The sequence below is a fragment of the Sulfuricaulis sp. genome (genome assembly GCF_049587675.1).
In the GTDB taxonomy this organism is placed as follows: Bacteria; Pseudomonadota; Gammaproteobacteria; order Acidiferrobacterales; family Sulfurifustaceae; genus Sulfuricaulis.
In genome coordinates, this window is the sequence record NZ_JBAVEJ010000203.1 from 18,845 (window position 1) to 33,549 (window position 14,705).

Genomic DNA, 14,705 nt, shown 5'->3' on the forward strand with positions numbered 1-14,705 from the left:
GTTATCGAATATGGGCATGATTTGAAGGCGCTTATATCTGATTCTCGGCGATTTTGGCTCCAGCATGCCATCTCTCACGGACAGCGCGGCAATAATTCCTCGTAGACGGCCAATGTATCCTTTACTATATTCGCGACAGAAAATTCTGCCACCGCAATCTCTCTGCCCCGCTTTCCCATGCGCTGACGCAAGGAAGAATCAAGAATCAGCTGCTTTAGAGCCTCTGCCAAGGCACGAGTATCGCGCACCGGGACAAGCAGCCCGTTTTCGCCGTGACGCGCGATCTCCCGACAGCCGGGGACATCGGTTGCAACAATAGCCCGGGCGCTCGCTGCCGCCTCTAGAAGCGTTTTGGGGATTCCTTCGCCATAACTTGTCGGCAGACATACAATGGCGGCCTGACTCAGCACCTCGGGCATGTCGGTCCGGTGTCCCCACCATTCGACAATGCCCAGCTCCTGCCAAGTCCGCAGTTCGCCTACCGTGATGTTGGCGGGGTTCGACTCATCGGGCGCACCGACCAACGCGAAACGCGCGGCGACGCCTTCCGTCTTCAGAATCCGCGCGGCTTCCACAAACTCAATCACGCCTTTCTCGCGCAACATACGGCAGGGCATGACGATGAGCGGGACACCTTTTGGTTCGGGCGATGGCACAAACCTGTTTGGATCCACGCCGGAGCCCGGGATCAGTCGCACGTGATCGCCGCGCATCCCGAGATGCTCGACCACAAAATCCCTGTCATCCACGTTCTGAACGATAATCCGGGATTTGGCTTTTCCAGCCAACCGGCGCATGCCAAAGCGGAGTATGGGACGCAGCCACCGCGCCCACGCCGCGCGTGAAGTGAACACCGAACCGCGTCCTGCGATCGCATTGATAACCGCTGGCACGCGCGCAAAGCGCGCGGCGATGCTTCCGTAGAGCACCGGCTTCAGTGCGACGTGATGCACGATGTCGGGTCGATGCAAGCGATAGACCCGGACGAGCCGCAAAACCGTGCGCAGCTCGCGCCAAGGGTTCACGCCGTGCCGTTCGATCTCAAACGGCACAAGGCGCAGCCCGTGGCGTTTGATCTCTTCGCCATGCGCGCGCACCCGCGTCACAACCGTCACCTCCGCGCCCTCGGCGTGAGCCGCGACGGCCAGGGGGAGGCGGTGCGAGCAGAAATACCAGTCCTCGGTCACGAAAAACAGCAACCGCCGCTTTTTCAAGGTTGGCCCCAATTGGTTCGCGCGCACTGCATCGAATCGCGTCGTTTCATCAGGCCGAACGCATCTGTTCGAGAACGGGCTCGTCATCTGGTCGGTTTCCCGTCAGGATGCGCCAATACGGCCCCGAGGACGAACCAGCAGATTCGTTGGTAGAACAACTCGTGCGCCTGGCAAAAAAGAACAAAACCTAGCAGCAACATTCCAAGGGATTGGATCTCCGCAAATTCCTGCCTGGACTTGAGGCAGGATGGACACGGCTGCCACGGACCACTGCCGTCGTTTTAAAATACGAAAGATCATCTCCGCATACCAGAATCCATCACGGCTCGTTCCTGCCATGCCTGAAACATGAGCACATCCCAAAGGTAATATTGCCAATTGTGCCTACCGGAAAGATGTTCGTGCCACTTTTGGCGAATAGGTTTCGGGTCAAAGAACCCGTCTCGGCGAATCCGGGCCTCATCCAGCAGCGATTCCGCCCAGTCGCGCAGTGGTCCACGCAGCCAGACGTCAATGGGAACTCCAAATCCCGTCTTCGGCCGCTCTACGAGCTCTTTCGGTACATATCGATAGAGCACCTGCCGTAGCAGCCACTTGCCCTGCCCGTTACGGATTTTCATTGAGAGCGGCACGCGCCAGGCGAACTCGACCACGTTGTGATCCAGAAGCGGAACCCTGGTTTCAAGACTGACACCCATGGCGGCGCGGTCTACCTTGACCAATATGTCATCAGGCAGATAGCTGACCAGATCGAGGTACATCATGCGCTGCGTGAAATCTGCCAGACGCGCCCACTGTGCTCGGTCCGTCAGCACGGTCGGCGGCTCTTTCGCACCTAAGACTATGGCGGCGGGATCCTTCCAGTGCGAGACCAGCCGGTGATACATGTCATCCGGACTTGCGACATCAACGATGTCCGCAAGTTTCTGCAGTGCGTCGCTCACATTACGCATGTGGTGTACACCATGGGTCGCGTCACTGACCGTGTCGACCGCATGCCGCCAACGACCCCGGCCCATGAGCCGCAACATCGACGCACTCCCCGCCCGCAAGCGCCGCGGCATCCACCCTATATTTCGCCATATGCGCCGGCCCCAGAAGTATCGGTTGTAACCGCCGAAGAGCTCGTCACCGCCATCGCCCGACAGGCTCACCGTTACATCCCGCCGTGCCAACTGGCAAACCAGAAAAGTCGGGATTTGCGACGAGTCCCCGAATGGCTCGTCATACAGCTCGGGCAGCCGCGGGATCACGGCCATCGCCTCACCAGGCGTGACATATAGCTCGGTGTGATCGGTCCGAAGATGACGCGCGACTGCCTTGGCGTGCTCGGCTTCGTTGTAGGACTCCTCTCGAAAACCGATCGTGAAGGTCTTAATTGGTCGGTCGCTCTGTGCCTGCATCAGTGCAACAACTATGGAAGAGTCGATTCCACCGGACAGGAACGCGCCTAGCGGTACATCGGCTACCATCTGGCGTCGAATCGATTGTTTCAGGCATTGTTCTAGATCATCTATTAATTGCCGCTCATCCTGCTCCGCGGCGCTCGCACAGCCAGTCTCGGCAACCTGTCTCGGCGACCAGTACGCCACGGGATTCGACGAGCGCGCAGCGCCCGGACCTGCGCCTGTCTTGATCGTCAGCACCGTGCCCGGAAGAAGCTTCTGGACATTCGTGTAGATCGAGTACGGGGTTGGCACATAGCTATACCTAAGGTACAACGCCAGCGCATCACGGTCGATCTCGCCCTGCCACTCCGGGTACGCCGTCAACGCCTTGAGCTCCGACGCGAACAGCAACGTCTCACCGACCCAACCGTAATAGAGCGGCTTTTCACCCATCCGGTCGCGAGCGAGATGCAGCACCCGTTCCATACGGTCCCACAGCGCAAAGGCGAACATTCCCGTGCAGCGCTGCACGGCGGCCTCCACGCCGAAGTGTGCGATCGCGGCCAACAAGACTTCAGTGTCGGAATGCCCGCGCCAGCCAGAGGCGGCGCCCCGTCCCTCCAGCTCGTCGCGCAATTCCTGAAAGTTATAAATCTCTCCATTGAAAGCGATTACGTACCGCTCGCAGGCGGAGCGCATCGGCTGATGACCGGTCGGCGTAAGATCGAGGATCGACAGGCGACGATGCCCCAGGGCAATACCCGCCTCCACTCCCACCCAGTGCCCGGAATCATCTGGCCCACGATGCGCCAACGCCTGCGTCATCCGGTTTACCGCGTGCGCAAGGCTCTCCTCTGGGCGCGACGCTTTCAGGTCAACAAATCCGGCAATACCGCACATCAATCCGATCCAATAGGACGTAGCACGACGTCAAAGCCATACACGAGTAGCTCGTCGTCCGGAAGCGACCGAAAAGACTTGTGCAATTTGCTTCTCGGTGTGCGCAAGCGATCCCAGCGAAGCGCGCGCTTGACCTCCACATCGAAGCCCGCTCGTTGGAAAAGTTCGAGCCACTCCCGATGACGGAGGCGGTTCGTGTAAAACCCCGAGCGAGCCATGAACTCTGATTCCCAGACACGCTCCGAGAATCGCAGGTTGTTCAGTGCACCGCCAAGGTGGTCCTGGAGATCGATGCGGTGGGAGCAGCGCCCCTGCGGTTTCAAGCACCGGCGCATCTCGTTGACCACCTCCGGCATCTCGTGCTTGCGCACGTGTTCAAGCACCGCATTCGAGAAGATGAAATCAACACTGCTGGATGGAAGTTCTCGCAGCGATGCGATGCCATGTGTCAAATAGATCGCGCCGCATCTCACCATAATCTCATCCACCGACCGCACCCCTTCCAGGGATGGCAAACTGCGGCCCTGAACCGACAGGAATCGTGCCATCGCCTCGTAGCCATCAAGATCACGACTCGCAAAGTCACCGTCGTCCAACAGATAACAGCGCGAAGCTCCGTGCGCACGGGCAATCAGTGCGGTATACAACGAGTCGCCCGGGCCAAACTCGAGCACGACGAAGTCTCTCGCCGGCCGCGACGCCGGGCCGTCGGCGCCGATCGGCTCAAAGCCGGCCAGTGCGAGATGTGTCCTGAATGTCTCGAAGCAGGCCCGCGGCTGATCCATGCGTCCATGCTCGAAGACACCGAGCTTTTTCCAGAACCGATATTGAATTGGCAGTCGCGCCAGAAACAGCTTTGCGGTCAACTTCAGCCACCAGGGGAGCGCTTCCTTTATCAGGATGCTCACGGCCATGCGCGACGATCCACCTGCGCATTCACCTCTGCGGCGTCCTGTGCAAGCTCACAGTACAGCTTCGCGTACCGCCCGGCGATAGCCTCCAGCTCGAACTGCTCGACGATACGTGCGCGGGCCAGGGCGCCGAGCGCCTGGCGGGCCTGGTTGCCGGTTTCAACCAGCGCGAACCAGCCGTCGGCCAAGGCCTTCGGATCTCTGATCGGAACGACGCGGCCGGTGTCGCCGACGATCCACGCCGAGTCGCCGACGTCCGTCACGACACAGGGCACTCCACAGGCCATCGCCTCACCCACGACGTTCGGGAAACCCTCCCCATAGGCAGAACTCAGCGTCGCCACATCGAATGCATTCAACAGTCTGGCTACATCGTCGCGACGGCCGAGGAGATACACGCGATCCCGAATTCCAGCGTTATCGATCCATCGTGCAAGTTCCTGGTTTTCCCAGGTCACGCCATCTCCGCAGAGCACAAACCGCGCCAGTGGCAACCGCGCTCCGAGAATGGATGCCGCATCGACAAAGGTCCGATGGTCCTTTTGCGGGTCAAACCGGGCAACCAGCCCAATCACGGGATGGTTCTGGCCGATACCGAGTTCGGTCCGGACAGAAATTCTGACGCCGCTGTCTGGCCTGAAACTCTCCACGTCGAACCCATTCGGAATGATCACCAGCTTGTCTCCCGCGTAACCCATCTCACGGTGAATGCGCGCGGCCGCTTCTGAGCAACAGACAATGCGCGTCGGGATCCTATGCGAGAGTCGAGCGCAGATCTTCGCAGTCCATATCGTCAGCCGTTTGCTGTGGACTGGATCCAGTTCGCTTTGTCGGATATTCCAGGCGACGGGTATGGACCCCGCGAGCTTTGCGGCCAACCCACCGATAAGATCGGCGTGGTACATCCAGGTTTGCACTATCTGCGGGCGACTTGTCCTCAGCCGGCGTATCAGCCGCGTGACCGCTCTGGGGTCCGGAACTCCGCGCCTCGCGCCGAGCGCATAAACCGGGACTCCCAACTCTCGGATCCACGCCGCCACGCTCCCCTCGTCCGTCAGCGATACAACTTCATTGGTGATGAGATCTCTGGGTAAGCGCCCAAGAAGCTTGTGCAACATCATCTCGGCGCCACCACGTTCAAGCCCGGTGATTACGTGCAGAACCTTAATCAATCAGTCCTTTGAGAACTAGCTCTGTCCGAGCTGACAAGGCCTTCGTGCTGAAGTCTTCAACAATCCTGCGTCGCGCTAGCTCCGACATCGCCTCGCGCTGCTTGTCTACCTGTTCAAGCATCTCTTTCCACTTCTCCGTCAGCTGCGCTGAATCCCGCGGCGGTACCACTAATCCTATATCTCCCACCAATACTGCTGCATCTCCAACGTCCGTAACTACACATGGCACGCCGCAGGCCATCGCCTCGCCGACGACATTAGGAAACCCCTCGCCATGCGACGGAAGTGACATTACGTCAAGCGCACTATAGACAGCTGGCATGTCATCCCTTCCATTCACCCAGATGATTCGTCTCCCTAGCCCCAGTTGTTCCGCCAGTGCAACTAACTCGACTCGACGAGTAGAAGCACCATCACCGACGCACACAAATCGGACGTCATCGCGCTCTTTAGCGAGTGCGGCAGCAGCAGCGAGAAACATGTCATGATCCTTCATCGGATCCAGCCGCGCGACCATCCCGATAAGAGGGTTCTTCTCCCCTACGCCCCATTCCAGGCGTACCCTACGCCTGCTCTCTCTGTCAGCCTTGAAATACTCCACGTCGATTCCATTAGAAATGACCACACTCGACGTTTCTGGAAATCCGCACTTTACGTAGTGATCACGCCCGGCATGGGAATTGAAGATAACGAGATCCGCCCAGTGGGACAGTAGACATTCGAGCCGCAAAGTAATGCGTGCGAGCCAATCATAGCGACCCATATCCACGATCGAATTGCGTATAGCCCACACGACCTTCGCGCCACAAAGCTTTCCGACCGCCAGCGTCAGAAGGTTCGCGACAGTCATGTACCCGACCATGATTTGCGGCCGAAATTCGCGTACCGCACGCCAGAAACGCCGCAGAAACCGTATGGTGTCCCAACGGCCTTGCTTATGCAGGTTGGCAAGATGCACATCGGGAACCGCCCGGATCAGAGAATAGAGCGCGCCACCTTCGTAGAACGTTGCCACACAGATATGAAACCTCGATTTGTCGAGGTTCTTCGTCAGTTCTATTAGTTGCCGCTCTGCGCCGCCCCCTTCGAATCGGCGGTTGACAAACATAACCCGTATCATCTGGCGCGATAGAACCAGTCACTCTTTCCGCAGTACATAAATGTAAGTAGCGGATCCCATCACGTTGGCCATCTTCTCGCGCACCTCCAGCGATAACCTAGGGAACAGGCCATAGCCGGTATAGAACAATCCACCTGCTACTACCCGTGTTACCTCAAAACCGTTCTTGCAAAACACCTTTAGCCAACGAGACTTGCTGAAGTAGTACATCTCAGACAGCGCGCTCGGGTATTCGCCGTGCGGGCCCGCTAGCAGCGTACGCTTGATCACGTACCAAACGCTTCTGTGTTGCATCTTCTCCGCTACTGACGGTACAAGGCCGCCGGGAATCGGCCGGCGCAATCCTAGACCTCGCAAGGCAACGTACGCGTAATGTGCGATGCTGGTCCAGAAACGCCACGCAGGACTCGGCAGAATGTGGATCGCAAGCCCACCAGGCTCAAGAACACGGCTGCTCTCGCGAAGCAAACGATCCAGTGCTTGGGCATGCTCAAGGACGTGCGACGAAAACACAACATCACAGCTGCAGTCCCCATACGGAATTCTTTTCCCATCGTACAACATTACGGGATGAAACTGCATTGCGCCGGGTACCGGCGACGCCACATCGAGCGACGTAACGTCATGACCCCAACTCGACAGAATTGCCGCTTGGAAACCGTCTGATCCGCCGAGCTCCAGGATACGGCGTCTGGGCTCCAGCAGATTCCGCAGTCGACTGATCTCAGCACGACGTAAGCGCCTAAGGTGCATCGTACAGCACTCATGTTCCAGCGCGTCCTCAGTCGCCAACACCAGCGCTATCTCCACGCTCGTGCATAAAAACGAACTCATTGCAGCCATGACGACCACCGCATGTCTTCAGTCGTACTATGGAGAATCCGCGTTTTCGGAAGAAATCGAAGACGGCCTCGGGCTTGGCGACCTCAAACGGGTAACCGCCCAGCCAGTCAATCATGTCGTACCACAACGACATTCCTCTTGCAGCCTTCAGCCGCCCCGTTAAAGCTCTAACTGCCAGACGTCCCAAAAACAGGTACGGCAAGTGAAATGCCGTAACGGCAAAGCGCAACGCGCGGTTGCTGTTGTATGCGCGTTTGACTTGCAACCAGTAGCGGCTAATGAAACCTTGATCGTTGTAGATCGCAACAAACAACTTTCCCGTCGGCGCAACGCTATCGGCGACATTGCCGAGCGCGCGCCACATATCTCCTGTGTGATGCGCGACTCCCCAGCAATAAACGACATCCCACTGGCCTAGCTTCGAAAGATATGTTGTGTCTAACACCGAGGCTCGCTCGATAGTCCAGCGCGGATCATCCGGAAATCGTCTGTCCTTGAGCGCTTCCGCACACGCGACCGAATCTGAGTCGTAGTCGAAAGAATGCACACGTGCACCCAGGCCCCGTGCCGCAAGCGAGAAGATCCCGCTACCGCTGCCCGCGTCGAGAAAGCACTTCCCTTCGAGGCGCTCGATCTCAAGCATTTCGCGCAACGACTGCTCTGCAGCCGAAAGCCGTTCCGAATTTATGGAGTTGAGATAGCGTTTCCAATTCTTGCCGAATGCGAAGCGCTCTGATACCTCAGTAGTGTCAAGTGGCATGTTAATATCCGCCAGAGAATCCGTACTCCGTCTCGGCGTTCCTCGTCTTGGGTCTGTATTGAATATCAAACTGATGTGGCCGGATCCGATGATGCTACCATTCGCACTCATCGAATCATCCTTGCCTTACGGCTTACGTGAGTCACGCCTCTCCTGCACAGTCGCCCTCCCCCGACCCGTTCGACCCATCGCAGCATCAATTATTTCGGCGGCTTCCCTCATGCGCTCCGCGAGACGATGGCTGCGCATTACTCGCTGGTAACCGCGTAGCGCAATCGCCTGACGTTCCTCATCGTGCTCCAAGTAGTAATGTAACTTGTCTATCAACTCATCGGCTGTTTCGTACCCTACAATTTCAGTGTCGTTCTCGAAAAAATCGCTTAAATATTCACCACCATCCGAGATCTGCATCACGCCGTTCCCGGGCAGTTCAAAGAGCCGATAACTGCCAACAGTGTATTTGCCACGATTATGAATGTTGATCCCGATCTTTGCGCGCTGGTAGAGGGGCACATATTTCTCGAATGGCACCGACCGGACCCAAGCACCCGCCTTGTATCGTAGATTGAAATAGACGTTCTTCTTTGCTGAAGTGAGACCAAATAGCTTGAATCGCCGGCCAAACGCTCTCTTGATCTCTGCAAGTAGCGGCAACTTGTTCAGATGCTGAGTGCCGATAAAGATGATATCTATGTCACGTTCATGTTCGAACAGAGTCTCCATAGTCTTAGTCGTATCACGACAGGCGTCAAACAGAGCCAGCGGCCAGAAGTCGATGTTTCTCGCCCCGCAGTAGCGCAATTTCTCGGCCATACCCATATCCCGGCTGTAGGCCGGGCTGTGATACAAAATGTGGTCGTATGCGTGCAAATACGCGAAGTCCCGGTCATAGGCCGATATCGGGCCGTCGGCGATGCGCAATACCTTGTACACGTCGATTCGGCGGAGGTAATCGGGATGGTACGGAGGGCAATTGTCGACGATGACAGCATCTGCGTGGGATTCGCGTAGGACGTTTTCGAAGTCCTCATAAAGAGCCATTAGCGCCCCATGGCGCTGGCAGTACAGGTTGTCGAGCAGCTGCGCGCGCGCATACTTCGTAGTATCCAAATACGGATCGTGGTTGAAGGGTATGAAGGTGAATCGCGCGTCCGAAGCCGCGCGAATTTCAGATTCCCAGTATCGGGCCTCGTATCCCTTTTTGTTAAACGAATAGACGATATTCATTTCAGGTCATCGAAGTCGTGCGCCGTACCTGCAGCACCAATAGCGGACTGATCATTGGTATCTCGAAAGGTTGTATGGAGCCGACGACGTTAATCATTCGCTCTGCCGCCTTTGCCAATACACTCGGCCACTGCCTCGCAAAGCTAATGAGCCCAGGCGCAACGCGTCCCGACGAATAAGCCTGCGCCTCCGCAATCTCCCCGGTTGGCACGAGTTTCAGAAGCTGTTCGCAGCTCATGATGTTAAGGTTATGAATGCGCAGATTCTCCGGATCGAAGTGACGCTGGAGACGGCCGTATATTCCGCGATAGTTTGGTACTACTATCATCGCAACGCCGCCGGGGCGTACGAGCTTGACGTGCTCGTCGACGACCGGTCGCGGATCGTCGAAGTGCTCTATCAGACCGAAACTGCTCACGATGTCAAAACTTCCTGGTTCAAAGGAGTTCGTGAAAACGTTTTCGCAACGGAGATCTGCCACGATGCCGGCCCCCTGAAACAGACGTTGAGCCGCGGCTAATCCGACCGCTGAATAATCGAGACCAGCGACCTCGGCTCCGAGCCTTAAAGCAACCCATGCCAGCAGCCTACCCGGCGCACAGCCAATCTCCAGATATCGCATGCCCGGCGCAACGTGTCGTCGCAAAATCCGCTGCAGGTTCCTCGACCCCACGTCGAACCAGGATGGCAACACATCTCGGGTGTCCACCTCCCACACACGTTCCCAGTGCTCCCGCGGAGCCTTCTCATCGTGCGATTTCACGCTTGCGTCGTTTCCTTACAGCGCAGGACAAAATTCTGGCTAGGCAACCAATCGCGATTGCGATAGCATTTAAGGACGTGGAAGAATCTCGACATTCGCCGGATCAAATCGGACTTTCTGAACCCGCGCATGCCAACCTCCCAGTAGTGCTGGCCCTCCATGTATCGCGGCGTCACGCCGTCGGGACGGTCGAAGTAGTTGAACAAGTCCATGATCATCGACAGATCAATATCTCGAAAATTCGAACGGACTCTGATCTGCGTGTACATGCCGTGAACCGGTAGGTAGATCAGGGCATATCTTCCCACGCGGGAGATCTCCCTCAAGGAAGAATCGAGATACGGCTCAGGAAGGTGCTCGAGCACATGAGAAGCGACCACGGCATCAAATTCCTTGTCCTCAAAGACGCCCATCTCATGAACGCTGCCGATAACGTCCGGATGAAACGTCTCGTCGATATCAAACGTTGTGACCTGGTAGCCTCGCCAGCGCAGCACCTGCGTGCTGAAGCCTTGTCCTGGGCCCACAATCAAGACTCGATTGACGCCTTCGAACCGCTGAAGATCGCGATACTGATAGTACGCGTTGACGAAATTCGAGAGATTGAGCTCTGCCGCCCACTTCTCGCGGTCGACCGGCATCACTGAGGGCGCCGGAATGTCAGAATTTCGCATGCTCATCGGGTTGAAGTCGATACCGACACGCCAAGACCAATACGCCGGACCGCAAACACCGTCGCCACAAGCCCTCCGGCAGCCGCCAAGGCAAACGCTGTCGCAAGGCCCAGCCCGCCATGCCCGACTGCTAAAATATATGCTCCGCCAACAAGAAGCAGATCTCTGGGCAGGGCAATGCCGAACAGTGACACCCACATCCGCTCCTGACTCTGCACCACCTGGTAAGTAGAAGTCGCCATGCCCTCCATGACCGCCGCCACCAGAAGAACCATCAGAATCGGATATGCCTCAATGAATGTATCTCCATATAATCCCAGTAACAGCTTCCCAAAGATCGCCACTACCGCTGACGCCGCGAGCAATAACGCGGCTGTGGCTGCCGTATTAGCCCAAAACACCTTCGTGTATCGCGCCTGATCCCGGCGCCCTTTCTGGTTGTTCAGCAAAGCCTGACCGACATTGTTCGTCAGGGCTGGCAGGAACAACACCAGATTCCTCAGGTTGTTCGCGGCACTGAATAATCCCACTTGCCCGTATCCACCCGGCTGTTGTGCGAGAAACACGTTCGAAAGCCAGACCGCCGGCATCGTCGACAAACCTGCAATCGCCGCGGGGACTGCAAATCTATGCAGAATCGTGCGCTCGCTTAGAGCGTCCCGGTAACGAATCACTATTCCCCATCGATCTGCCTCAGCCCGCAACGCTATATTGAACAACACCCAACGTATGACGGCGCTGGCAACAATTGCTGTGACGGCTCCCATGAAACCCCACCAGTACGTCGCGAGCACAACGCTACCTACATGCACAACACCAACGCCGATCGAAATTCGCGCCAAGCGCCGATAACCTTCGAATCCGGCCAACGCCCCCTGCTGATAACCGTTCGCTGCCGAAAACAAGATAAATCCCGCCGCAACGGCCAGCTCGTTAACAACATGGGGAGCTCTCAATACATGACTGGCAAGCCATGGTGCAGAGGACATCACGAGTATCGTCGCCACCACACCACCCACAAGCGACACGAGCGCGCACAGCCCGAGCACCCGTCCCGCACGATCTTTCTCGAGATCCCGGAATTCCGCAATATACTTAGTCGCAGTGACTCCTGTTGCTACTTGAGCGATACCCGCGGCCGCGAGCACTGTTGTGTACACAATGCTGAACTCACCAAAGCCATCAAGGCCAAGCAGATTTGCGATAACGAGATTCGCAAGAAAAGTACTTCCTTGCGTTGCTACGGCTGCAACCGCGTTCCAAAACACCCCTGCTTGGAAACGGGCGCGCAGACCTTGAGCCTGAGTAACTGCGTGAGCTGAGTTAGCCATTAATACGACCGTTGGCTGTCCGCGACCAGACGTTCACACAGGTGCGAGCCCAGAAAACCGACACCGCCGGTGACGAGGATGCGTTTACGAATCGGATTTCTCATTATTCCGCTTTAAGCGGCTTTGGCGACGTTCTGCAGAAAATCTGCGTATGCCTTGGCAATACCTTCGCGGAAACCGATCTTGGCCTGCCAGCCGAGGGCGTGTAAACGTGAAACGTCCAGCAGCTTGCGGGGTGTGCCGTCGGGCTTGGAGGTGTCAAACTCCAGATTCCCGCGGAAACCGACGACCTCGGCGATCAGCTCGGCCGCTTCGCGAATGGTGGTCTCTTTGCCGACGCCGATGTTGATGAATTCCCCAACATCGGCGGCGTTGTAACGTTCCATCAGAAATACACAGGCGTCCGCGAGATCGTCGCTGTAGAGAAATTCGCGCCGTGGCGATCCAGTACCCCAGACCACGACCTCTTTGGCGTTCTGCACTTTGGCCTCGTGCATCTTGCGGATCAGCGCCGGCAACACGTGCGAGCCCTGGAGATCGTAGTTGTCGCCCAGCCCATACAGATTGGTTGGCATGACACTCATGAAGTTGGTGCCGTACTGACGGTTATACGCATCACACATCTTGATACCGGCGATCTTGGCGATGGCATAGGGTTCGTTGGTGGGCTCTAGCAGTCCCGTCAACAGATATTCTTCTTTCATCGGCTGAGGCGCGTGCTTGGGATAGATACAGCTCGACCCTAGGAACATGAGCTTCTTCACGCCATTCTGGTGGGAGGCATGGATGATGTTCGACTCCATCATCAGGTTTTGATAGATGAAATCGGCGCGGTAGGTGTTATTGGCGTGGATGCCGCCGACCTTGGCTGCCGCCAGAAAAACATACTCAGGCCGTTCGTGCGCAAAAAACTCGCCAACTGCCCGCTGGTCGAGCAGATCGAGGTCGGCATGAGTGCGCAACAACAGATTGGAATACCCGCCGGACTGGAGACGGCGGGTGATGGCCGAACCCACCAGCCCGCGATGACCGGCGACATAAATCTTGCTGTCGGATTTCATAAACTATTCGTGATAATCGTAGGCGGAATAACCATGCCGCTTCACCAGTTCGTCGCGCTCCGCCGCTTTCAGGTCTTCGCGCACCATCTCGGCTACCAGTTCCTTGAATTTGATTTTCGGTTTCCATCCGAGTTTCTTGCGTGCCTTGGTGGCGTCGCCGAGCAGGGTTTCGACTTCGGTAGGACGGAAATAGCGCGGGTCGACCCGGACGATGGTCTGGCTCTTTTTGGGGCCATTTTTTTCACCGCCTTCAATTCGGGCAACGACGCCAACTTCCTTCAATCCCTTGCCGCGCCATTCAATCGTCATGCCCAACTCTTTAGCAACGGCGTTGACGAAATCGCGCACGCTGTATTGCTCGCCGGAGGCGATGACAAAGTCTTCCGGATTTTTCTGCTGCAGTACCAGCCACTGCGCTTCGACATAATCGCGCGCATGCCCCCAATCGCGCTTGGCGTTCATATTGCCGAGATACAGACAGTCCTGCAGCCCCAGCTTGATGCGCGCCATGCCGCGAGTGATTTTCCTAGTCACGAAGGTCTCGCCACGGACGGGCGATTCATGGTTGAAGAGAATCCCGTTGCAGGCGTACATGCCATAGGCCTCGCGGTAATTCACCGTAATCCAGTAGGCATACAGCTTGGCTACGGCGTATGGTGAGCGCGGGTAGAACGGAGTAGTTTCTCGCTGCGGGATTTCCTGCACCTTGCCGTAGAGTTCAGACGTCGAGGCCTGGTAAAAGCGCGTTTTTTTCTCCAACCCCAAGATACGGATGGCTTCCAGCAGACGCAACGCGCCCAGGGCGTCGGAATCCGCGGTATATTCCGGTTCCTCGAACGACACGGCCACATGACTTTGGGCGGCAAGATTATATATTTCAGCTGGCTGAACCTGCTGCACAATGCGTATCAGACTGCTGGAATCGGTCATATCGCCATAGTGCAGGACAAACTTGCGGCCCTTCATGTGTGGGTCCTGGTACAGATGATCGATGCGATCGGTGTTGAACAGCGAGGTCCGGCGCTTGATGCCGTGCACCTCGTAACCTTTTTTCAGCAGAAACTCGGCGAGGTAGGCCCCGTCCTGCCCGGTGATACCCGTGATAAGCGCTCTTTTTGCCATATTCATTTAGCCCGGTTGTATTTGTCTTCGAATCGCACGATATCATCCTCGCCGAGATAGCTTCCGGATTGCACCTCGACGATTTCGAGCGGTATGTTGCCTGGATTTTCCAGCCGGTGCGTTGTGCCCAGCGGAATGTAGGTGGACTGGTTTTCCGTGAGCATGAAAACCTCCTCCCCCTTCGTCACCCGCGCCGTTCCCTTGACCACTACCCAGTGC

Annotated in this window: 14 protein-coding genes and 1 pseudogene; all 15 read right to left on the minus strand. The window is 56.9% G+C overall.

Going from position 1 to position 14,705, the window contains the following annotated elements; all coding sequences use genetic code 11:
• Positions 1–74: 74 nt before the first annotated feature.
• Positions 75–1,214, minus strand: a complete 1,140-nt coding sequence (locus tag WB402_RS10590; protein ID WP_424207652.1) for a glycosyltransferase family 4 protein — start codon at positions 1,212–1,214, stop codon at positions 75–77.
• Positions 1,215–1,510: 296 nt separating this feature from the next.
• The gene (gene asnB / locus WB402_RS10595; protein ID WP_424207654.1) at positions 1,511–3,502 is read right to left on the minus strand and encodes an asparagine synthase (glutamine-hydrolyzing); all 1,992 of its coding nucleotides are present in this window, start codon (positions 3,500–3,502) and stop codon (positions 1,511–1,513) included.
• Positions 3,502–4,416, minus strand: a complete 915-nt coding sequence (locus tag WB402_RS10600; protein WP_424207656.1) for a methyltransferase domain-containing protein — start codon at positions 4,414–4,416, stop codon at positions 3,502–3,504. The genes asnB and WB402_RS10600 overlap by 1 nt, the downstream gene beginning before the upstream one ends.
• The gene (locus WB402_RS10605; RefSeq protein ID WP_424207658.1) at positions 4,407–5,585 is read right to left on the minus strand and encodes a glycosyltransferase family 4 protein; all 1,179 of its coding nucleotides are present in this window, start codon (positions 5,583–5,585) and stop codon (positions 4,407–4,409) included. The genes WB402_RS10600 and WB402_RS10605 overlap by 10 nt, the downstream gene beginning before the upstream one ends.
• Entirely contained in the window at positions 5,578–6,693 is a 1,116-nt protein-coding gene (locus tag WB402_RS10610) for a glycosyltransferase (RefSeq protein ID WP_424207660.1), read from the minus strand. The genes WB402_RS10605 and WB402_RS10610 overlap by 8 nt, the downstream gene beginning before the upstream one ends.
• A gap of 30 nt (positions 6,694–6,723) precedes the next feature.
• Positions 6,724–7,515, minus strand: a complete 792-nt coding sequence (locus WB402_RS10615) for a class I SAM-dependent methyltransferase (protein ID WP_424207661.1) — start codon at positions 7,513–7,515, stop codon at positions 6,724–6,726.
• Positions 7,487–8,308, minus strand: a complete 822-nt coding sequence (locus WB402_RS10620; RefSeq protein WP_424207663.1) for a class I SAM-dependent methyltransferase — start codon at positions 8,306–8,308, stop codon at positions 7,487–7,489. The genes WB402_RS10615 and WB402_RS10620 overlap by 29 nt, the downstream gene beginning before the upstream one ends.
• A 126-nt stretch (positions 8,309–8,434) precedes the next feature.
• Positions 8,435–9,535: a CgeB family protein gene (locus tag WB402_RS10625; RefSeq protein WP_424207665.1), complete on the minus strand. Its 1,101-nt coding sequence runs from the start codon at positions 9,533–9,535 to the stop codon at positions 8,435–8,437.
• 1 nt (position 9,536) lies between these two features.
• On the minus strand, positions 9,537–10,298 hold the full coding sequence (locus tag WB402_RS10630; RefSeq protein WP_424207667.1) for a class I SAM-dependent methyltransferase: 762 nt from the start codon (positions 10,296–10,298) through the stop codon (positions 9,537–9,539).
• A complete protein-coding gene (locus WB402_RS10635) occupies positions 10,295–10,939 on the minus strand; it encodes a class I SAM-dependent methyltransferase (RefSeq protein ID WP_424207679.1) in 645 nt (214 codons plus the stop codon). The genes WB402_RS10630 and WB402_RS10635 overlap by 4 nt, the downstream gene beginning before the upstream one ends.
• 35 nt (positions 10,940–10,974) lie before the next feature.
• Positions 10,975–12,303, minus strand: a complete 1,329-nt coding sequence (locus tag WB402_RS10640; protein ID WP_424207669.1) for an oligosaccharide flippase family protein — start codon at positions 12,301–12,303, stop codon at positions 10,975–10,977.
• Positions 12,304–12,320: 17 nt separating this feature from the next.
• Positions 12,321–12,407 (minus strand): annotated as a pseudogene (locus WB402_RS10645) (NAD-dependent epimerase/dehydratase family protein); the annotation flags it as partial.
• Positions 12,408–12,416: 9 nt separating this feature from the next.
• Entirely contained in the window at positions 12,417–13,364 is a 948-nt protein-coding gene (fcl, locus tag WB402_RS10650) for a GDP-L-fucose synthase (RefSeq protein ID WP_424207671.1), read from the minus strand.
• A 3-nt stretch (positions 13,365–13,367) separates the two neighbouring features.
• Positions 13,368–14,486: a GDP-mannose 4,6-dehydratase gene (gmd, locus tag WB402_RS10655; protein ID WP_424207673.1), complete on the minus strand. Its 1,119-nt coding sequence runs from the start codon at positions 14,484–14,486 to the stop codon at positions 13,368–13,370.
• 2 nt (positions 14,487–14,488) lie between these two features.
• The coding region (locus tag WB402_RS10660; RefSeq protein WP_424207675.1) for a cupin domain-containing protein at positions 14,489–14,705 on the minus strand (217 nt) is incomplete at its 5' end.

What these genes read in the sequence shown, in the direction of transcription:
- asnB (WP_424207654.1), bottom strand. Translation starts at nt 3,502, where the DNA reads ATGTGCGGTATTGCCGGATTTGTTGACCTGAAAGCGTCGCGCCCAGAG.
- WB402_RS10600 (WP_424207656.1), bottom strand. Translation starts at nt 4,416, where the DNA reads ATGGCCGTGAGCATCCTGATAAAGGAAGCGCTCCCCTGGTGGCTGAAG.
- WB402_RS10610 (WP_424207660.1), bottom strand. Translation starts at nt 6,693, where the DNA reads ATGTTTGTCAACCGCCGATTCGAAGGGGGCGGCGCAGAGCGGCAACTA.
- WB402_RS10620 (WP_424207663.1), bottom strand. Translation starts at nt 8,308, where the DNA reads ATGCCACTTGACACTACTGAGGTATCAGAGCGCTTCGCATTCGGCAAG.
- WB402_RS10625 (WP_424207665.1), bottom strand. Translation starts at nt 9,535, where the DNA reads ATGAATATCGTCTATTCGTTTAACAAAAAGGGATACGAGGCCCGATAC.
- WB402_RS10635 (WP_424207679.1), bottom strand. Translation starts at nt 10,939, where the DNA reads ATGCCGGTCGACCGCGAGAAGTGGGCGGCAGAGCTCAATCTCTCGAAT.
- WB402_RS10640 (WP_424207669.1), bottom strand. Translation starts at nt 12,303, where the DNA reads ATGGCTAACTCAGCTCACGCAGTTACTCAGGCTCAAGGTCTGCGCGCC.
- fcl (WP_424207671.1), bottom strand. Translation starts at nt 13,364, where the DNA reads ATGAAATCCGACAGCAAGATTTATGTCGCCGGTCATCGCGGGCTGGTG.
- gmd (WP_424207673.1), bottom strand. Translation starts at nt 14,486, where the DNA reads ATGGCAAAAAGAGCGCTTATCACGGGTATCACCGGGCAGGACGGGGCC.